An 18,493-nucleotide genomic window follows, 5' to 3' on the forward strand; every position below is an offset into this window, starting at 1 on the left:
CGGTGCCCGCCTCTTCCTGGTACCGGGCGACCGCCGACGCGGCGACGATTCCCCCGCACGTGGCCGAGCGCGCGCTCGAATGGCTGGTGGAACTGCAGGCCGACCCCGTCTCGCCGCAGGTGCGGCAGGCGTGGATGCGCTGGCGCGCCGAACATCCCGATCATGAACGCGCGTGGCAGCGCATTGAATCCGTGCGCGGCCGGCTGGCGCCGCTGTCCGCGCCGCAAACGGCCGGGCTGGCGCGCGCCGCCCTGGCCACGCCACGCCCGAAGCCACGCCGCCAGGCCATGAAGACGCTGGCCTTGCTGGCCTTTGCCGGCGGGCTCACGTGGACGGCCCGCGAGCACACGCCCTGGCGCCAGTGGATGGCCGACCACCGCACCGCCGTGGGCGAGCGGCGGACCGTGGTGCTGGCCGATAGCACCCGGCTGCAGCTCAATACCGATACCGCCGTGGACGTGCGCTTCGACGCCACCGCGCGCCGCGTGCGCCTGCTGGCCGGCGAAATCCTCGTCACCACGGCAAAGGACCCGCAGGCCGCGCCGCGTCCGTTCTTCGTCGAGACCGCCCACGGCAGCGCCCACGCGCTGGGTACGCGCTACGCCGTGCGGCAGGACGATGCCGACACCGAAGTCTGCGTGTTCGAAGGCGCCGTCGAGATCCGCCCGCACGCGGCGCCCGACCGGCCGCGCGTGCTGCGGGCAGGCGCCTGCGCGCGCTACACCGTGCAGGCCATCGGCGCGCCCTTCCCCGCCGAAGCGGCGCGCATCGCCTGGGCCGACGGCTTCATCGTCGCGCGCAGCATGCGGCTGGATGCCTTCATCGCCGAACTGCGGCGCTACAGCCGTGCCGCGCTGTCGTGCGATCCGGCCATCGCCGGCGTGCGCGTGAGCGGGTCGTTCCCGCTCGACGACCTCGGCAAGGTGCTGCAGACGCTGGCCAGCACGCTGAACCTGCGCAAGGAAACCACCACGCGGCTCTGGGGCCAGGACGAGATCCGCCTGCTACCGGCGCCGCAGGCCTGACTGCCGTGCTGTCGCACCGATCGAAAAAAAATGCGCTGGACCTGATCCGTTTTCGAAACTCGCGGGTCAAGGAGGGCAAGAACGTCATTTCACCTCCTATTCGAAAGGTCTGATCATGGGTCCGGTACCGGCGCGCCAGCGTCCATCCAATCGTGTTTTCCGCCGCAAGCTGCTGACGACGCTGGTCGGCCGCGTCGCCCTTGGCGCCGTGGTGGCCGCGCCCGCGCTGTCCGTGCCGATGGCGGCGCACGCCCAGGCCGCCGCGCGCGCCTACAGCATCCCGGCGGGCTCGCTGGAAGACGCGCTGAGCCGCTTTGGCCGCGATGCCGGCATCATGCTGTCGTTCAAGCCCGAAATCACGGCCGGGCGCCAGAGCGCCGGCCTGCAAGGCACCTACACCCCGCGCGCCGGCCTGGACGCGCTGCTGGCCAACACCGGCCTGGAAGTGGCGCAGCAAGCCAACGGCAGCTACCTGATCAACGGCCCGGCCGGCGGCGACACGGCCGATGGCGCCCGCACGCTGCCGGTGGTCACCGTATCGGCGGCCGGCGCCCATGACCTGCCCGGCGCCTACGCCGGCGGCCAGGTGGCGCGCGGCGGCGGCCTGGGCGTGCTCGGCACGTCCGACGTGATGGACCAGCCGTTCAGCACCACCAACTACACCAGCGACATCATCGAGAACACGCAGGCACGCACGCTGGCCGACGTGGTCATCAACGACGCCTCGGTGCGCACGCTGACGTCGCGCGGCGGCTTTGGCGAGGACTTCCAGATTCGCGGCTACACCGTGGCCAGCGGCGACGTGGGCCTGAACGGCCTGTACGGCATGGCATCGTCCAGCCGCATGCCGGCCGCCATCATGGAGCGCGTGGAGGTGCTCAAGGGCCCCGGCACGCTGATGTACGGCATCGGCCCCAACGGCAGCATCGGCGGCGCCATCAACGTGGTGACCAAGCGCGCGGGCGACGAGCCGCTGACCCGCCTGACCACGACCTACGAGAGCAAGTCGCTGTTCGGCGTGCAGGCCGACGTGGGCCGCCGCTTTGGCGAGAACAAGGAATGGGGCGTGCGCGTCAACGGCGTGTTCCGGGGCGGCGATACCACGCTCGACGACGGCCGCCAGAAACAGGGCGTGGGCGCGCTGGCGCTGGACTATCGCGGCAAGAAGCTGCGCTGGTCGCTGGACACGTACACCCAGCACGAAGGCACCGACAACTTCCGCCCGCAGATCGGCTTCCAGGCCGGCGTGACGAGGATTCCGGACGCGCCGTCGGGCCACCGCAACTTCTACCCCGGCACCGAGCTGTGGCTGCATGACACTGCCGTGATGTCGCGGCTGGAATACGACATCCTGCCGAACCTGACCGTCTACGCGGCCGGCGGCTACCGCGACGGGTCGGCCTACCAGACCTTCCCGCTGGGTCCGGCCAACGCGCAGGGCAACTTCAACGTCACGAACGCGTTCTACGACTCGTACAGCAAGACCTGGACGGCCGACGTGGGCGCGCGCACGTCGTTCAGCACGTTCGGCATCGGCCACATGGTCACGGCCAGCTTCTCGCGGCTGGAGCAGGAGCTGGGCAACGCCTACGTGCCGTCGTCGGCACCGGCCCAGGCGTCGAACCTCTACAACCCCGTGCCGCTGACGCCGGTGGTGGGCACCCGCATCGACGCCACCAAGGCATCCGAATCGGCGCTCACGAGCTTCACGCTGACCGATACGCTGGCCATGTTCGACGACCGCCTGCTGCTGACCGGCGGCCTGCGCCACCAGCGCGTGGGGCTGGACAACTTCAGCACCACCACGGGCGCCCGGCAGTCCAGCTACGACGAAAGCGCGGTGTCGCCGCTGGCGGGCATCGTGATCAAGCCGGTAAAGAACGTGTCGCTGTACGGCAACTTCACCTCGGGCCTGTCGCGCGGCGGCGTGGCGCCCACCACGGCCGCCAACGCGGGCCAGGTCTTTCCGCCGTACAAGTCGAACCAGTACGAGGGCGGCGTGAAGGTGGACTGGGGCACGGTCACCACGACGGTGTCGGCCTTCCAGATCGAGCGCCCGAGCGCCATCACCGACCCCGCCACCAACCTCTACAGCTTCGACGGCGAGCAGCGCAACCGCGGCATCGAGCTGTCGGCCTATGGCGAAGTGGTGCGCGGCCTGCGCCTGATGGCCAGCGCCACGTTCTACGACGCCAAGCTGACGCAGACCGCCGGCGGCGTGAACGACGGCAACAAGGCCAACGGCGTGCCGAACAACGCGTTCAACCTGGGCGCCGACTGGGACGTACCCTGGGTGCCGGGCCTGAGCGTCAACGGGCGGATCATCCACACGTCGTCGCTGTACTTCAACGCGACCAACACGCTGAGCATGCCGAGCTGGACCCGCTACGACATCGGTGCCCGCTATCGCACCAAGGTCATGGGCAAGTCGGTGGTGTTCCGTGCCAACATCGAAAACCTGTTCAACTCGAACTACTGGCTCGTGAGCGGCACTTACGCTACTGTTGCGGCACCGCGCACGGTCTTCCTGTCCGCGCAGTTCGATTTCTGACCCAACACGACGAGGCCCTATGCACCCGCGCATTACCGTAGCTGCTGCCCTGCTTGCCCTGACCGGCGCCGCCCAGGCGCACCAGATCTGGATCGAACAGCCGGCCGGGCAGCCGGCCACCATCCGCTTCGGCGAATTCGGCGAGAACCTGCGCGAAGTCTCGCCGGGGCTGCTGGACAAGTTCGTGGCGCCCACGGCCACGCTGATCTCGGCCAGCGGCGAGAAAACCGCCACCGCCAGCAAGACCGGCAACGGCCTGCAACTGCCGTTCACGCTGGGCGAGCGCGACGCGCTGGTGGCCGAGGACGCCCGCTACCCGCTCTACACGGGCAAGCGCGCCGACAAGGAATTCACGAACCGCTACCATCCGGCCGCGCGCTGGGTGTCCGACTTCGCCGCCCAGCCGCCCCGGCTGACGCTGGATCTGGTGCCGGCCGGCCAGCCGGGCGCGTTCAAGGCGTACTACCAGGGCAAGCCGCTGCCCAAGGCCAAGGTCGCGCTGGTCACGCAGTCGGGCTGGGCCAAGGAAGGCCGCACCGACGAGCAGGGCCTGGTGACGTTCGACATGCCGTGGAAGGGCATGTACGTGGCCGAGCTGCAGCACAACGACCCGGCCGGCGGCGAGCGCCAGGGCACCAACGGCGTGGAGAAGTACACGGCGGCCAGCTACGTCACGTCGGTGACCTACGTGAAGCGCGACGGCATCGACCCGATCCCGGCCGGCCCGGCGGCCACGCCGAACAAGTAAGCCGCCCGGCCTGCTTTCGTCTGCCGCCAGCGGTTGGGTGTCTGGCTGCTGCGCGGTGTCGCGATGGGGAACGCCGGCCCTCTCCCCCACCCCTCTCCCGCGCGCGGGAGAGGGGAGCGCATAACCACGTCACGCGCCTTGCGGCAGCGCGCGTCCGTCTACCTGCCTGCTACCGTCCCTTCACCGTCTCCACCGCGTCCAGGATCACCTTCGCCACGTCGGCCGGGCGCGATTGCTGGGGGACGTGGCTGGTCGGCAGCGTGGTGACCTTGGCATCGATCCGCTTGGCCATCGCGCGCTCCAGGTCGGGCGGGATCATCCGGTCGTTGGCGCTGACGATGTACCACGACGGCCGGCTGGCCCACGCCGCCACGGTCGTTTTCTCGCCGAACGCCTTGGCCTGGATCGGCCCCTGCGTGGCTGCCATCACGCGCGCCTGCGCCGCGGGCACGTCCTGCGCAAAGTCGCTGGCCACGGCCTCGGGCGGCAGCGACAGGTAGCCGTCCTTGTCGGCCACGAGCTTGCCGATGCCCGGCGCGGGCGGAAATGCCTTGCCGGCTTCCTCGGTGGACTGCCCGGCCTCAGGCGCGAACGCGGCCACGTAGACCAGTGCCGATACCTTGTCGTTGGCGCCCGCCTCCGTAATGACCGTGCCGCCCCAGGAATGGCCCACCAGCACCACCTTGCCGGGCTGATTGTCGATCGCCCGGCGCGTGGCCGCCACGTCGCCCGCCAGCGATTCCAGCCCGTTCTGCACCGCCTGCACCTTCACGCCGCGCGCCTGCAGCAGCGGAATCACCTTGGCCCAGTCCGAGCCATCGGCAAACGCGCCGTGGACGATGACGACGGTGGGCGTCTGCGCCTTGTCGGCAGCCTGCGCCGCGGGCGCGGCCGAGACCGCCGACGCCACGCCCAGACCCAGGGCAGCCACCGCCAGCGATGCAATCGTTCGTTTCAACATGGGATCTCTCCAGATTCACTATTGGGTGAAGGCCGGCATGGAGCGCGCCTGCCACGCGACGGTCAATGCCGCGCACGCGGTAGCCACGGCGAGCATCGCCGCGGCCAGCGTCAGCCCCTGGAGCGCACCGGGCGGCAGCGACGAGAACGCGGCCCTCGCCATCTGCAACGCAATATTCCATTTCGACATGGGTGGCTCCTGCCTGACCGTGGTTTGGCGGCGCCCCGTGCGCCGGCCATGGAGCCTATTGGAAGGGATGGACGTATCGCGCCCGTGTGCCGCACCCGGCCGTTGCGTGTGCCGACGTATCGCCGGTCCGCGCGGATACAGAACGGTACAAACCGGGCGCCGCCACCGGCCGGCCAGACCTCAGATGCGCCGGGCCTGCGCGCGCAGCCCGGCAAAGACGCGCTCGGCCACGTCGGCGGGAAAGCCGGCGGGCAGTTCGCTGGCCGTGGCGTCGATGGCCGGCGCCACGGCGTCCTTCAGGCCGGCCAGGATGGCCTCGACCTCGTCGGCGGGCAGCCCCACCCGGCGCCCCTGCTCCAGCCAGTGCCGGCGCAGGATCTGCGCCACGCGATAGTGGTTCTGGCTGCCGCGTACCGCCATGGCCAGCCGCGCCTTCTGCGGAGCCAACTGGTTGGCGCCGCTGCCCATGATCGGATACGCGGAGAGCACGTCGTAGAGCGGCGTGGACCAGTAGCGGCCGCCGGGCCCGATCGACAGGCTGAAGTTCTTGGCATGGCCGTCCGTGGCGGCCAGCAGCCAGAACAGGATCTGCGCGGTGAAGAACTGCCGCCGGTCATGGCCCGGCGTCTCGGACCCGGCCAGCACCGCCATGATGTCGGCGATGCCCGGCCCGCCGTCGGCCTGGTACTTCGACAACGGCGACAGGCCCAGCGCCTGGCAGAAATCCTCCTGCGGCAGGCGGATGATCCAGCTCCCATCGGGTGCCAGCCGGCGGTCGAAGCGCGTCACGGCCAGCACCTTCTGGTCCTCGAACGTGGCGATGGCGCAATCGGCCACCGCCAGCCCGAAATGCCGCACCAGCCGCGCGCACAGCCATTCGTTCTCGACCGACGTGCGCATGTCGGCCCGCATGTTGCCCACCAGCCCCAGCGGCAGCTTGAGGATGTGCGTGGTTGGCGTGCTGCCGTGGGGCAGCAGCCAGCGGCCTTCGTGATACAGCAGCGCGGTCTTTTCCTGCGCGCCGGCGATCGACAGGCGCAGGTCGCTGTCGTCGTCGTGCTGGCCCATCGGCACACTTCGCGTGGCGTCGCGCAGCAGCCGAGCGATGGCGGCTTCGTCCAGCGGCGTGCCGTCGATGCTGCGCAGGTGCTCGGGCGCCGCATCGGCCGGCAGCAGTTGCAGCGCGCCGACGCAATCGCGGCCCAGCGCGGCCAGCAGCGCGAACGGCCCCGTGCCCTGCGTGCGGTGCCGCTGGGCCAGCCGGCGGCGGATGGCGTCGCTGTCGGGCAGCAGGTTGTCGAAATAGGCGGTCACCACCCGGCCACGGTACGGCAGCACGTCGGAGCGGAACGGCAGCGACAGCGATAGCGGCCGGCCCTGGCTGCTGGCCATCCAGTCGGCGTCGTAGGCGAAGGACTCGCCGTCCGGGCCATGCTCCCAGATGCCGGTCAGCCAGCCGTTCATCCACACGCCCAGCCGGCGCCGCAGCGCGCGTCGACCCATTTACCAGTCCTCCCCCGGCGCCGTCCGGGGCTTGCGCGAACGGGCCGGCCTGGCTGTCTTGGCGGCGGGCGGGGTTTTCGGGGCGTTGGCTTTCGGGGCTTTCGACGCCTTGGCCGCCGTCCCGGCATCGAGCTGGCCGCGCGGCGTCAGGGCCAGGTCCACCTCCAGTGCCTGCAGCGCCGCCAGCACGCGTGCCATGCTGGCCCGGCCGGGATTGGCTTCCAGCCGCGCGTAGCTCTGCTGGCTGACGCCCAGCCGCGCGGCCAGTTCGGCCTGGGTCAGGCCGCGCGCCTTGCGAAACCCCTGCAGCACGGGGCTGAGCTGGCTCAGGATGCGGATCGGGTAGGTCGTGGACATGGCGGGACAGGATGGATGGGGGCGGCCGACATCGTATCGGTTGTAAAGGCGTTTTACACCGTAAACGTTGTATTGGCAATTTACAACGTATTGGTTGTAAAACGCCGATACAACCGATAGGTTGTACGGGTTGGCGCGCCGGGCGCCGCCGGTCGCCTGGTGGCCCGGTGCCGTGCTACAGTCGCGGCCGATGGCGTCCGCCCGATCCGAACCCGAACCGCCGCCCATGCCAGAGCGCCCCGAGCCCACCAAGACCCCGGCGATGAACGTCAAGACCGCCTTGCGCGTGATCGAGATCATCGAGACCTTCGCGCGCGAGCGTCGCGCGCTGTCGCTGTCCGAACTGGCCCGCCTGCTGGCGGTGCCCGCGTCGAGCTGCCTGGCGCTGATCCGCACGCTGACCTCGCTCGGCTACCTCTACGAAACCGCGCGCCGCCAGGGCTACTACCCCACCGGCCGCCTGCTGGCGATGGCCCAGCAGATCGCCCGGCACGACCCCGTGCTGGACCGCGTGCACAGCACCATGAGCGAACTGCGCGATGCCACCGGCGAAACCATCGTCATCGGCAAGCTCCACGAAGGCACGGCGGTGGTCTATCTGGACGTGCTGGAGTCTCCGCACGCCATCCGCTACATCGCCACGGCCGGCGAGCGGCGCGAGCTGCATGCCAACTCCATCGGCAAGGCGCTGCTGGCCGCGATGGACGACGGGGAGCGCGCGGCGCTGCTGCCCCGCCTGACGTTCCAGCATTTCACGCCGCGCACGCTGACCACGCCGGACACGCTCGAAGCGGACCTGCGCCTGGCGCGCGAGCGCGGCGCCTATGTCAATCTCAGTGAATCAATGCCCGACGTGGGCGCGTTGGCGTGGCCGGTGCGGCTGTCCGGCGAGTGCTACGCGATCTCGATTGCCGGGCCGGTGTACCGGATCGAGCCCCATCTGGACCGCTACGCCGCCATCCTGCGCGCGGCCTGCGCGTCGCTGGAAAAGACCTGAACCGGCCGGCGGCCGGGGCGTTCAGTCGACCGTTTCGCGCGCATCCAGCCGCCAGCCCGTGGCCTGCGGCAACTCCAGTTCGTCGACCAGCGTGGCAGCCGCCAGCGCCAGCACGGCGTTCTTGCGCTGCCAAGTCAGCCCGTTGGCCTGTTCCAGCGGCGCCGGCACGGCCTGCACCACGTGACCCACCATCGTCTGGAACAGGTTGCCGCCATGGCACTTGATCCACGCTTCCTTGAGCGTCCAGAGCTGGAAGAACGCGAGCATGCGCGCATCGTCGTCGCCGCGCGCCAGCAGCGCCGGCAGCGCGGCCCGCTCGGCCTCGGTCGTGGTGGCCTCGATCAGCGTGTCGAGATGCTTGCGCGGCTGCAGTTCCTCGATGTCGACACCGACAGGCATGTCCGACACCGCGCATGCCAGATGGTCGCCCGAGTGGGCAATCGACACGAACACCGGCGTGCCCACCATCCCGCCCGTGTGCGTGGCCAGCGGCGGCGCATCCTCGGCCGCCGACAGCGCCCATTCGGACGCATCCCCGCCAAACGTCACCGCCAGCAGCCGGCGCGCCAGCCAGCGCCCGGCGGCAAACTGCTCCGCGCGCTGCTGCGCCCGCATCTCGGCCAGCCGCGCCAGTTCCTCCGGCGACATCCACCGGCTGACAGGCGGCGCCATGGCGGCAAAGGCCATGACCGATCCGGTGCGCAGGGCGAGCGGCATGGCTTTGGTCTCTATGGGCGGCGAGGCTGGGGGCGCCGTGCGTTACTGCGCCACGCGGGCGAAGGTGCCCTTGAGCGCCACGCCCACCACCACGGCGCCGGCATGGCATTCGTAGTCGGTGGCGTTCGCGTTGGTGTCCTTCCTGTAGTAGCTGACCATGTCGATCACGGCGTTGGCGCCGAGCGTCCTGGCCTTGTCCTGGAACGAGATCAGCGCCGACAACGCGGCCCATCGGCAGGCATCCTCGTCGCTCTTGCCCACGCCGTTGGTCTTGCGGTTCGATACGTCGCTGTCCTTCTTCTCCAGCACCGTCGGCGTGGGCGCTCCCGCCAGGTAGAACTTCACCGAGCCGTCGAGCTTTTCCTTGGCCTCGGGCATGTTGAGCACGTCTGCCAGGGGCAGCATGTACTTGGTATCGCGCGCCGCGGCAGGCGTCGAAAGCAGCGAAGCAGCACAGGCCACGGCGGCCAGCGGGAGAGCGAATTTCATTGATCTTCCTTTTTCTGGTTGTGGATCAGGTTGAAACAACTGCCGTACTGATGACTTGACTGCTGCCACTGGCGGGGCCCGCCCACCTTCAATCGGTCCAGCGGCGGAATACCAGCGAGGTGTTGATGCCGCCGAACGCGAAATTGTTGCTCATCACATGATCGGTGTCGATCCGGCGGCCCTCGCCCATGATGTAGTCGAGCGGCGCGCAGCGCGGATCGGGGTCCGACAGGTTGATCGTCGGCGCGAACCACCCGTCGCGCATCATCTCGATCGACATCCACGCCTCAAGCGCCCCGCAGGCGCCGAGCGTATGCCCCATGTAGCTCTTGAGCGAGCTGACCGGCACGCGGGCGCCCAGCACCTCGTGCGTGGCATGCGATTCGGCCACGTCGCCGTGGTCGGTTGCCGTGCCATGCGCGTTGACGTAGCCGATGGCCTCGGGCGACAGGCTGGCGTCTTCCAGCGCGAGCCGGATGGCATCGGCCATGGTCCGCGCCTGCGGCTGGGTGACGTGCGCGCCGTCGCTGTTGGTGCCGTAGCCGACGATCTCCGCCAGGATCCGCGCGCCGCGGGCCTGCGCATGCTCCAGCTCTTCCAGGACCAGCGTGCCGGCGCCCTCGCCAAGCACCAGGCCGTCGCGGTTCACATCGAACGGCCGGGGCGTGGTTTCCGGCGCATCGTTGCGCGTGCTCGTGGCAAACAGCGTGTCGAAGACCGCCGCTTCGGTCGCGTCCAGTTCTTCGGCGCCGCCCGCCAGCATCAACGTCTGACGGCCCGCGCGGATGGTCTCGAACGCGTACCCGATGCCGTGGCTGCCCGACGTGCACGCGCTCGACGTGGTCAGGATGCGGCCCGTGATGCCGAAGAACACGCCAATATTGACGGCCGTGGTGTGGGGCATCATGCGGATGTACGTGGTCGCGCTGATGTCCTCGGTAGTTCGGTCGACCATCATGCGGGCGAAATCCTGCACCGCCGCCGGCGAGCCGGTCGACGAACCATAGGCCACGCCCATGCGGCCACCGGTCACCAGCGGGCTGCCCGTCAGGCCGGCATCGGCCAGCGCGGCCTCGCTGGCCATCACGGCCATCAGCGACACGCGTCCCATCGACCGCGTCAGCTTGCGCGTGTAGTGCGACGGCGGCGTGAAAGCGGGCACGGGCGCGCCCAGCCACGTGTTCAGGCCGCGGATGTCCTCCCAATCCGGCATGCGGACCACGGCACTGCGCCCGCCGGCCAGGCGTTGGCGCACCGTGGCCCAGTCATTGCCCAGGGCGCTGATCGCCCCGGCGCCGGTTACGACGACCCGCTTCATCCGAACATCCCCCCGTTCACCGAAATCACCTGCCGTGTAATGTAACCGGCATCCGGCGACAGCAGGAAAGCCACCGTGGCGGCCACCTCGTCCGGCGTTCCCATCCGCCGGGCGGGGATCATTTTCAGCGCCTCCTCCAGCACATGCGCGTCCACCATCTCGGTGTCGATCAAGCCCGGCGCCACGCAGTTCACCGTGATCTGGCGCTTGGCCAGTTCGATCGCCAGCGCCTTGGTGGCGCCGATGATGCCGGCCTTGGCGGCGCTGTAGTTGGTCTGGCCCCGGTTGCCGACCAGCCCCGATACCGAAGACAGCGTGACAATACGGCCGGGCTGCCGCCGCTGCACCATCGGCATGACCAGCGGATTCAGCACGTTGTAGAACGCGTCGAGGTTGGTGTGCACGACGTCGTCCCATTCCTCGCCCGTCATGGCGGGAAATGCCGCGTCGCGGGCAATGCCGGCGTTGCACACCACCCCGTAGTAGCAGCCGTGCTTCTCGACGTCCGCGAGCAGCACTTCCGCCGTGGCGTCGCGCTGCGCGATGTCGAAGGCAAGCACGCGCGCGTTGCGGCCGAATGCCCGCACGGCATCGGCCACGGACTCCGCTTCGTCGCGGCGCGAGCGGTAATGCACCACCAGGTCGTAGCCGTCGCGCGCCAGGCGCAATGCGATGGCGCGGCCAATGCCCCGCGAGGATCCCGTGACCAGCACGGTCTTGTTCGTCATGCTTGCTGCCCCTGGAGAAAAGCCTCCGCATCCCCAGGCTGGAACACGGAAACGTTGGCGCGGGCCACTTCACGGCCATCCAGCGCCAGTGTGCAGGCGAACATGCCCAGGCCGTTGTCGCCCACCAGTTCGGCCTGCACGAAAATCGTCAGTACGCCGCCGACCGGGAATGCGGCCACGTCGCACGCGTAGCGGCGCGACCCGAGCAGAAAGCCGATGCCGGGCGCCCGCCCCGCCGCACGGTCCTTCACCCCGGCCCATGCCGCGATCGTCTGCGCCATGTATTCGATGCCGACCCAGCCAGGCATGCCGTCGTCGGCCACGAACAACTGCGTGGGACGCACCGTGGCACGCGCCACGCAGTGCTCCGCATCCGCCTCGACCAGTTCGTCGATCAGGCGCATGGCCCCGGCATGGGGCACCACCTCGGCCACCGGGGGCAACGGTATATGCGATATCGGTTCGGTTGTCGCCATCTTTACCCCTCCGCCAGCACCAGCACGCTGTTGCTGCCGCCAAACGCAAACGAATTGCTCATCACATGGCGCGCCGGCCGGCCCAGCGATTCGTCCGCACCCACCACATGCAGGGCCGGAAGCGTGGCGTCGGCCGCGCCATCCCACCAGTGCGCGGGCAGGCGCCCTTGCGGATTGTCGGTCAAGGTCAGGAACATCAGCGCGGCTTCCACCGCGCCGGCCGCCCCCAGCGTGTGGCCGGTCTGCGGCTTGGTGGAACTGACGGGCACGTCGGCGCCAAGCAGGTCCATCACGGCGCGGGACTCCATCGCGTCATTCTGTTCGGTCGCCGTGCCATGCAGGTTAAGGTAGTCGATATCGGCGGCCCGCAGGCCCGCGCGGTGCAGCGCCTGCGCCATGGCCGTCCGTGCGCCCAGCCCGTCCGGATGGGGCGCCGACATGTGATGCGCATCCGAAGTCTCGCCCCAGCCGGCCAGGCGCACCGGCCCGGCTTCGCGCGACATCAGGAACAATGCCGCCCCTTCGCCGAGGTTGATGCCATGACGATGGGCGGACAACGGATTGCAGCGCTCCGCGCTGATCGATTCCAGCGAACGGAACCCGGCAATCGTGAAGGCGCAGAGCGTGTCCACGCCGCCGGCAATGGCGACGTCGACCACGCCCTGCTCCAGCAGCCGGCCCGCCGCCGCCAGCGCCTTGGCACTGGAAGAACAGGCCGTGGAAATGGTATAGGCCGGCCCGGCCACCCCCAACGCCAGGGCGAGATACTGCGCCGGCGACCCCAGTTCCTGCTGGCCGTAGTGGAACGCCGCCGGCCACTGGCCGGTCTGCTGCCGTGCCCGTACGGCTGTCTCGCCGTCGCTGATGCCCGACGTGCTGGTGCCGAGCACGATCGCCACCCGCGTCGGGCCCACGCGCGCGACGGCTGCGTCCACGGCCGGCCGCAGCGCTGCCAGCGTGCGGTCCAGCAGCGCATTGTTGCGACTGAACAGCGCCGGCGGGACGCCTGCGGGCAGGTCGGACGCCGCAATCGGTTCGCGTACCGTCCCCAGGTGCAGCGGTGTGCCCGGCGTATAGCGGTCGGTGGTTTCGCCACCCGACGGCCCGTCGGTCCGCCAGAGCGCCGCGCGCACCGCATCGTTGCCGCTGCCGAGCGCGCAGATCACGTTCATCGCATTGAGATAGACCGTCATCGCGCGCCTCCTGTCTCCTGCAGCGTCCGAATCGTCAGCCGGTAGCCGTCGCGATGCTGCACGAACAGCGTGGTTCGGGCATCGGGATAACGGATTTCCGCGACGACCTCGTCACCGGCGCGCAACTGGCGCAACCCTGGCGAGGCATCCATCCGCCAGCCAGCGGGCAGTGCGGCCTGGATGGCCGGCACGGGCCACAGCGACAGTTGCAGATCACTGAGGATACGCTCGGGCAGCAGCTCCTGGGGCGCCCACGGCGCGCGCGTGACGCGCAGGTCGCGCCCGTCCCAGTCGAGCCGGGCCAGCACCTGCCCGCCCGCCACGGCGGCAAGCCGCGTGTGCTGTGCATCGGCCTCAAGCAAGGCCACGATGTCGCGCGTCTGTTCGCCTTGGGGCGACGGGTACTGCACGGTGATCTGCTGCTGCAGTTGCAGCGTCCGGCCCAGCGATGCAGGCGGCAGCCGCAGCAACGGTACCGCTTCGGCGGACAGTGTGCGGGCCGGCGGCTCCACGGCACGCGGCGCGGACGCGCAGCCAGCCAGCGCGAGCGTCCCCGCCAGTGCCACCCCTGCGATCCATCGGAGAAAAGGACTCAGGCCGTGCAAAGCTGCTCCAGCACCTTGAGACGCCGCTTCGATTCGGCCACGTACGGGTTATCCCGGTCCCACGCATAGCCGGCCAGGATCGAGGAAATCATCTGGCGGATCTCCGGCGTGCTGTCCGGATAGAAGATCACCTTCTGGAAGGTGCCGTCATACCAGCCCTCCACATAGGTGCGGAAGCAGTCCACGCCGCCCTTCAGCGGCCTGGCAAAGTCTGCGTCCCAGTCGACCTGCTCGCCCGCGAGTTGGCGCGCCACGCATGCCGCCGCCAGGCTGGCCGATTTGAATGCGATGGTCACGCCCGACGAGAACACCGGGTCGAGGAACTCGCCGGCATTGCCCAGCAGCGCATATCCCTTGCCCCACAGCGAACGGACATTGGCCGAGTAGCCGACGATCTGCCGGGCCGGCGTGTCCCAGTTGGCATTGCCCAGCAGCCCGGCCAGCCCCGGCTCCTCGAACACCAGCGTCTTGAGCCTGGCCATTTCGTCGCCGGGATAGCGGTCGAGGAACGACTTCTCCGCCACCACGCCCTGCGAGCAACGGCCATTCGAGAACGGAATCGTCCAGTACCAGACGTCGGTGTGCTCGGGATGCACGCTGATCAGGATCTTGTTGCGGTCGAACGCGCCCACCGGCACGCGATCCTCCACATGCGTGAAGATCGCGGCCCGCACCGGGAAGTTCGACGGCGATTCGAGCTGCAGCAGGCGCGGCAGGATGCGGCCGAAGCCGGACGCATCGAGCAGGAAGCGCGGCTCTACCAGGTAGGATTCGCCGTCCGGGGCGCGAACGGTCACCAGCGGCTGGGCGCCATTCACGTCGACGGCTTCCACCACATGCCGGAAGCGGACCTCGGCACCCTGCTTCTCGGCCTCGCGGATCAGCACGTTGTCGAAATCCGCGCGCTGCACCTGGTAGGTGGTGCCCCAGCCGGGCGAGAACTTGTCGCGGAAGTCGAACGCCGTATGGCGGCCCGCGTGCGAGAAGGCCGCGCCGTTCTTGTGCTGAAAGCCGGCCTCGACCACGGCCTGCAGCATCCCGGCCTCCTCGATATACGCCATGCTCTGCGGCAGCAGGCTCTCGCCGATCGAAAAGCGCGGAAACTGCTCCTTCTCGATCACCAGCACGCCAATGCCCCGCTTGCGCAGCAGCCCCGCCGCCACCGACCCCGCAGGACCGGCGCCGACGATCAGCACATCAACCTGTTCCTTCTTCATGAGGATCAACCCTGTTCAATGTTGTGATGGGGTGGACTGGCCGCCGGGCGAAACCACGGCGACAAGAACCATACGGCACCCACGCCCGTCAGCATGGTCATGCCAAACGCATGCAACGCCGGCGTCGACGACAGCGCGAGCAGGCCGAACGCAAGCAGCGTGCTGGCCGCGCCAAGGACGATGGCCGTCCACGACACGCCATCGCCCGGATGCTCCAGCAGAAAGATGCCGTAGTCGACACCCACGCCAAGCAGCAGTGCCAGCGCGAGCACCGAGAACAACTGCAACGGCACGTGCAGCCAGCCGAGCGCGGCCACGCTGATGGCCGCCGCCAGCAGCGTGGGCACCAGTGCGCGCCATCCGGCACGCCCGTAGCGCCACGCCAGCAACAGCGCAACCCCGGCCGCACCGGCCAGCAACAGCCAGCTCATCAGCACGCGGTAGTGGCGCAGCAGGCCCGACAGATCCGCGATGCGATCCACCCATTCGGCGCCCCGCACTTCACCAACCGCCCGCGCGATGCCCGGCATCACCGCCGGCTTGTCCAGCCCGCGCAGCAGCATCACGCTGGCGTAGCCATTGCCTTCGCGTCCCAGCCAGAGGTGGCGCAGCGTGCCGGACACCGGATGCGCGAGCCATGCATCGAGTGTCAGCACGACATCGCCACCCTTCGCGCTGGGCGCGGCGATGGTACCGCCGAGTGCCCTCGCCACGCTTTGGCGTACCGCATTTTCCTGCCGATCCGCGAGCACCGCATCGGCGCGCTGGCGGGCAGCGGACGGTACCCAGTCGGACACCGACAGGAATCCCGCCAGATCGCCGCGCGCGATCGCATCGCCGAGCCTTGCCTTGACCGCTTCCTCGCGCGCCAGCACCTCGTCCGGCGTGGCGCCACGCACGAGCACGAACTGCGCCGGGCTGGGCGTGCCGAGCAATCGGCCAGCGGTGCGCTGCGCCTCCACCAGCGCAGGCGGCGAACTCTGCAGTTGGCGCACATCGTCGACCACACGTACCTGCAAGACGCCCGGCACGATGAACAATGCCAGCACGGCCAGCGCCATCCACGTGCGTCGATCGTTGCGAACGCTGGGCCAGCGGCCCAGGCTGCCGGCCAGCCACGTGGACAGCCGGGTCTGGCGCAGCGTGCCGCGATCGAGCAGCGGGAACCAGAACGCCACGGTCAGGAAGGCGCAGACAAGCCCGACGGCCGAGAACAGCGCCATCTGGCGCAAGCCAGGAAAAGGCGCGACGCCCAGCGCCATGTACGCCACGACACTCGTGAGCAGCGCAAGCGCGAGGCCCGGCAACAGGAACCGCATCACGGCGGGCGGCGTCGCGTGCGGCATCGACTGCCGCGTGACGAAGTAGTGGATGCCGAAATCCTCGGCCACACCGACCAGACTGGCGCCGAACACCAGCGTGACGAGGTGTACCCGGTCGAAGAGGATGGCGGTGGCGGAAATCGCCGCGGCCGTGCCGATCACCAGCGACAGCCCGACCAGCAAGATCGGCCGCAGCGACCGGAACGCCAGCCACACCAGCAGCAGCACGGCGGCCAGCGAGCCCCAGCCGATCACGTTCATCTCCCAGTTGGCTTGCGCGGCGGCGGCCTCCGCATGCAGCGGGATGCCGGCGGCAATCACCCGCACGCCATCGTCGCCCTGCCGCGCCGCGTGCTCGGCCGCGACCAGCAGATCGCTGTAGTCCGTGCTGCCACTGACGGAGAAAGCCGGCTTGGTAATGCGATACGACAGCAGCGCCCACTCCTTGCCATCGCCCGACAGCGACGCCAATCCGTCACGCTCGTGCACACGGGTGACGGCCGCGCGCGACAGCCACCAGTCCTGCCAGAGCCCCAGCGGGTCTGCCGCCCAGTCGGTCAGGCGCGGCCCCGTCGACAACTGGTACAGCCTGGTGAGGGCCTGCTGGGCGAGCGTATCGGCATCGGCCGTGGCAAGCTGCGCGCGCTGCGCATCGGTCAGCAACCGATCGCGCCACGGCCGGTAGAACGCCAGCGCGGCATCGAAATCGAATGCCGCGATCTTGTCGACGGGCGTGAGCAGGGACGCCTGCCGCGCCGTGGCCGCACTGAACCGCTCGGCGGCGGCGCGCGTGCGCGACCAGTCGTCGCTGCCCACGAGCACGATCACTTCCTGCTCCACGCCTTCGGCCAGCCGACGCAGCACGCGGTCCGCCGTCGCCGTGCGCTCGCTCGTCGGCAGCAGCGCCAGCACGTCGGTATCCAGCCGCGATGCCCGCCAGAACGCCACCTGGTGTGCCACCAGCGCCAGCACGAACAGCAGCCAGCCAACGGCAAGCCATCGCTCGATCCGGGTCAGTCCGCCGCGCATCGCCACGCCCGCCGTCTCACTCAAAACGCTGCTCCTCGGCGGGCGTCAGACTGGCGGCCGAGACGGGACCGATCATCTTCACGACGGTGCTGTCGCCGCCCGCCTCTTCCAGCCGGACATCGCGCACGAACCTGTCGCCCGCGAGCTCGATGCGGGTGAACACGCGGCGCATGCCGGCGTCGGTCGGCGTCAGCGTCAATGTCCAGCCCGCCTTGCCGACGAGCTTGCCCGTGACGTCAAAGCGCGTCTGCAGGCTACGCAGATCGCCCCGCAGCACGGCGATCATCGATTCGCCAACGACGCGCATCGCCGGCTGCGAATCGGCTTGCATCTGCTGCTGCACCTTGCCGTCCGCCCCCCGCATCACCAGCCGGTCGGGCGTGACCAGCAGGCTCGACACAAACGGCTCGCGCGTTGCCCACACCACGCCGCGGCCCTTGGCCAGCACGAAATCGCCACGCGAGACCAATGGGTTGCTGAAACCCGACAGCTTGCGGGTCTGCGCGAACTGGCCGCGGATCACCGGCGCATCGGCCAGCCGCGCGGCGACATCGCCAAGCAGATCGGCGGCATGGGCTGGCAAGCCCAGCAACATCGCCGCGCCAAGCAGCACGCCACGCATCAACTGGCGGCGGTTCATGGCGTGATCCCCAGCTTTTCCAGCAGTACCGGCGGGCAGACGTACAGCATCTCCTGCGTCTCGATGTCCACCGCCACCTGGATCGAGTAGCCCTTCGTCAGGCGCTGGCCGGATGCGGCATCACGGATCTCGTAGTCGATCTTGAGCCGGTTCTCCCATTCGACGATCGACGCGTGCACGTCCACCGCTTGCCCGTAGACCAGCGGCCGCACGTACTTGACCCGCAGGTCGACCACCGGCCACGCATAGCCCGAATCGCGCATCTGCGGGTAGTCGTAGTCGATGGTCTGCAGCAGCGCGCAACGCGCCAGCTCGAAATAGCGGATGTAGTTGCCGTGCCAGACCACGTTCATCGGGTCGAGATCGTGGAAAGCCGGGGTCAGCGTAATGGCGTGGTGGATGACTTTTGACATGGGAATCGGTGAGCG

At 69.3% G+C, this 18,493-nt stretch carries 19 protein-coding genes; 4 read left to right on the plus strand and 15 right to left on the minus strand.

Annotated elements, in window-relative coordinates:
* Positions 1 to 2: 2 nt before the first annotated feature.
* From EHF44_RS18585 to EHF44_RS18595, 3 genes are all read left to right on the plus strand, one after another.
* Positions 3 to 1,025, plus strand: coding sequence for a FecR domain-containing protein (locus tag EHF44_RS18585; protein WP_124685223.1), 1,023 nt, complete (start codon positions 3 to 5; stop codon positions 1,023 to 1,025).
* Positions 1,026 to 1,140: 115 nt separating this feature from the next.
* Entirely contained in the window at positions 1,141 to 3,576 is a 2,436-nt protein-coding gene (locus tag EHF44_RS18590) for a TonB-dependent receptor (protein ID WP_124685224.1), read from the plus strand.
* A 19-nt stretch (positions 3,577 to 3,595) separates the two neighbouring features.
* Positions 3,596 to 4,324 carry a DUF4198 domain-containing protein gene (locus EHF44_RS18595; protein ID WP_124685225.1) on the plus strand — a complete coding sequence of 243 codons (729 nt, stop codon included), beginning with the start codon at positions 3,596 to 3,598 and terminating at the stop codon, positions 4,322 to 4,324.
* A gap of 169 nt (positions 4,325 to 4,493) precedes the next feature.
* Here the strand turns inward: EHF44_RS18595 and EHF44_RS18600 are convergent, their stop codons facing one another.
* The 4 genes from EHF44_RS18600 to EHF44_RS18610 all read right to left on the minus strand — a co-directional run bounded on the left by EHF44_RS18600 (position 4,494) and on the right by EHF44_RS18610 (position 7,334).
* A complete protein-coding gene (locus EHF44_RS18600) occupies positions 4,494 to 5,285 on the minus strand; it encodes an alpha/beta fold hydrolase (protein WP_124685226.1) in 792 nt (263 codons plus the stop codon).
* 18 nt (positions 5,286 to 5,303) lie between these two features.
* Positions 5,304 to 5,474: a hypothetical protein gene (locus EHF44_RS28405; protein WP_172966129.1), complete on the minus strand. Its 171-nt coding sequence runs from the start codon at positions 5,472 to 5,474 to the stop codon at positions 5,304 to 5,306.
* 180 nt (positions 5,475 to 5,654) lie between these two features.
* Positions 5,655 to 6,977 (minus strand): type II toxin-antitoxin system HipA family toxin, encoded by a 1,323-nt coding sequence (locus EHF44_RS18605; RefSeq protein WP_172966130.1) that lies wholly within the window; start codon positions 6,975 to 6,977, stop codon positions 5,655 to 5,657.
* Entirely contained in the window at positions 6,978 to 7,334 is a 357-nt protein-coding gene (locus EHF44_RS18610; protein ID WP_124685227.1) for a helix-turn-helix domain-containing protein, read from the minus strand. It lies immediately after the preceding gene.
* Between the two features lie 262 nt (positions 7,335 to 7,596).
* Between EHF44_RS18610 and EHF44_RS18615 the strand changes: the two genes are divergently transcribed.
* On the plus strand, positions 7,597 to 8,331 hold the full coding sequence (locus tag EHF44_RS18615) for an IclR family transcriptional regulator (RefSeq protein ID WP_124686665.1): 735 nt from the start codon (positions 7,597 to 7,599) through the stop codon (positions 8,329 to 8,331).
* Between the two features lie 21 nt (positions 8,332 to 8,352).
* Here the strand turns inward: EHF44_RS18615 and EHF44_RS18620 are convergent, their stop codons facing one another.
* From EHF44_RS18620 to EHF44_RS18670, 11 genes are all read right to left on the minus strand, one after another.
* A complete protein-coding gene (locus tag EHF44_RS18620; protein WP_124685228.1) occupies positions 8,353 to 9,048 on the minus strand; it encodes a 4'-phosphopantetheinyl transferase family protein in 696 nt (231 codons plus the stop codon).
* A gap of 42 nt (positions 9,049 to 9,090) precedes the next feature.
* Positions 9,091 to 9,537, minus strand: a complete 447-nt coding sequence (locus EHF44_RS18625) for an excinuclease ATPase subunit (RefSeq protein ID WP_124685229.1) — start codon at positions 9,535 to 9,537, stop codon at positions 9,091 to 9,093.
* 88 nt (positions 9,538 to 9,625) lie between these two features.
* Positions 9,626 to 10,855: a beta-ketoacyl-ACP synthase gene (locus EHF44_RS18630; protein WP_124685230.1), complete on the minus strand. Its 1,230-nt coding sequence runs from the start codon at positions 10,853 to 10,855 to the stop codon at positions 9,626 to 9,628.
* On the minus strand, positions 10,852 to 11,583 hold the full coding sequence (fabG, locus tag EHF44_RS18635; protein WP_124685231.1) for a 3-oxoacyl-ACP reductase FabG: 732 nt from the start codon (positions 11,581 to 11,583) through the stop codon (positions 10,852 to 10,854). The genes EHF44_RS18630 and fabG overlap by 4 nt, the downstream gene beginning before the upstream one ends.
* Entirely contained in the window at positions 11,580 to 12,059 is a 480-nt protein-coding gene (locus tag EHF44_RS18640; protein ID WP_124685232.1) for an ApeP family dehydratase, read from the minus strand. Before EHF44_RS18640 ends, fabG begins: the two co-directional genes overlap by 4 nt.
* 2 nt (positions 12,060 to 12,061) lie before the next feature.
* Positions 12,062 to 13,252 carry a beta-ketoacyl-ACP synthase gene (locus EHF44_RS18645; protein WP_124685233.1) on the minus strand — a complete coding sequence of 397 codons (1,191 nt, stop codon included), beginning with the start codon at positions 13,250 to 13,252 and terminating at the stop codon, positions 12,062 to 12,064.
* On the minus strand, positions 13,249 to 13,818 hold the full coding sequence (locus EHF44_RS18650) for a DUF3261 domain-containing protein (RefSeq protein WP_124685234.1): 570 nt from the start codon (positions 13,816 to 13,818) through the stop codon (positions 13,249 to 13,251). Before EHF44_RS18650 ends, EHF44_RS18645 begins: the two co-directional genes overlap by 4 nt.
* A 26-nt stretch (positions 13,819 to 13,844) precedes the next feature.
* Positions 13,845 to 15,074, minus strand: coding sequence for an NAD(P)/FAD-dependent oxidoreductase (locus tag EHF44_RS18655; protein WP_124685235.1), 1,230 nt, complete (start codon positions 15,072 to 15,074; stop codon positions 13,845 to 13,847).
* Between the two features lie 5 nt (positions 15,075 to 15,079).
* Positions 15,080 to 17,449: an MMPL family transporter gene (locus EHF44_RS18660; RefSeq protein ID WP_253700242.1), complete on the minus strand. Its 2,370-nt coding sequence runs from the start codon at positions 17,447 to 17,449 to the stop codon at positions 15,080 to 15,082.
* A complete protein-coding gene (locus tag EHF44_RS18665) occupies positions 17,442 to 18,065 on the minus strand; it encodes an outer membrane lipoprotein carrier protein LolA (RefSeq protein ID WP_124685236.1) in 624 nt (207 codons plus the stop codon). The genes EHF44_RS18660 and EHF44_RS18665 overlap by 8 nt, the downstream gene beginning before the upstream one ends.
* Positions 18,062 to 18,478: an acyl-CoA thioesterase gene (locus tag EHF44_RS18670; protein ID WP_124685237.1), complete on the minus strand. Its 417-nt coding sequence runs from the start codon at positions 18,476 to 18,478 to the stop codon at positions 18,062 to 18,064. The genes EHF44_RS18665 and EHF44_RS18670 overlap by 4 nt, the downstream gene beginning before the upstream one ends.
* Positions 18,479 to 18,493 lie beyond the last annotated feature (15 nt).

This window comes from Cupriavidus pauculus, from assembly GCF_003854935.1.
Classification (GTDB): Bacteria; Pseudomonadota; Gammaproteobacteria; order Burkholderiales; family Burkholderiaceae; genus Cupriavidus; species Cupriavidus pauculus_C.

Coding starts and splice junctions, on each gene's coding strand:
- EHF44_RS18590 (WP_124685224.1), top strand. CDS start 1,141: ATGGGTCCGGTACCGGCGCGCCAGCGTCCATCCAATCGTGTTTTCCGC.
- EHF44_RS18595 (WP_124685225.1), top strand. CDS start 3,596: ATGCACCCGCGCATTACCGTAGCTGCTGCCCTGCTTGCCCTGACCGGC.
- EHF44_RS18600 (WP_124685226.1), bottom strand. CDS start 5,285: ATGTTGAAACGAACGATTGCATCGCTGGCGGTGGCTGCCCTGGGTCTG.
- EHF44_RS28405 (WP_172966129.1), bottom strand. CDS start 5,474: ATGTCGAAATGGAATATTGCGTTGCAGATGGCGAGGGCCGCGTTCTCG.
- EHF44_RS18605 (WP_172966130.1), bottom strand. CDS start 6,977: ATGGGTCGACGCGCGCTGCGGCGCCGGCTGGGCGTGTGGATGAACGGC.
- EHF44_RS18610 (WP_124685227.1), bottom strand. CDS start 7,334: ATGTCCACGACCTACCCGATCCGCATCCTGAGCCAGCTCAGCCCCGTG.
- EHF44_RS18615 (WP_124686665.1), top strand. CDS start 7,597: ATGAACGTCAAGACCGCCTTGCGCGTGATCGAGATCATCGAGACCTTC.
- EHF44_RS18620 (WP_124685228.1), bottom strand. CDS start 9,048: ATGCCGCTCGCCCTGCGCACCGGATCGGTCATGGCCTTTGCCGCCATG.
- EHF44_RS18625 (WP_124685229.1), bottom strand. CDS start 9,537: ATGAAATTCGCTCTCCCGCTGGCCGCCGTGGCCTGTGCTGCTTCGCTG.
- EHF44_RS18630 (WP_124685230.1), bottom strand. CDS start 10,855: ATGAAGCGGGTCGTCGTAACCGGCGCCGGGGCGATCAGCGCCCTGGGC.
- fabG (WP_124685231.1), bottom strand. CDS start 11,583: ATGACGAACAAGACCGTGCTGGTCACGGGATCCTCGCGGGGCATTGGC.
- EHF44_RS18640 (WP_124685232.1), bottom strand. CDS start 12,059: ATGGCGACAACCGAACCGATATCGCATATACCGTTGCCCCCGGTGGCC.
- EHF44_RS18645 (WP_124685233.1), bottom strand. CDS start 13,252: ATGACGGTCTATCTCAATGCGATGAACGTGATCTGCGCGCTCGGCAGC.
- EHF44_RS18655 (WP_124685235.1), bottom strand. CDS start 15,074: ATGAAGAAGGAACAGGTTGATGTGCTGATCGTCGGCGCCGGTCCTGCG.
- EHF44_RS18665 (WP_124685236.1), bottom strand. CDS start 18,065: ATGAACCGCCGCCAGTTGATGCGTGGCGTGCTGCTTGGCGCGGCGATG.
- EHF44_RS18670 (WP_124685237.1), bottom strand. CDS start 18,478: ATGTCAAAAGTCATCCACCACGCCATTACGCTGACCCCGGCTTTCCAC.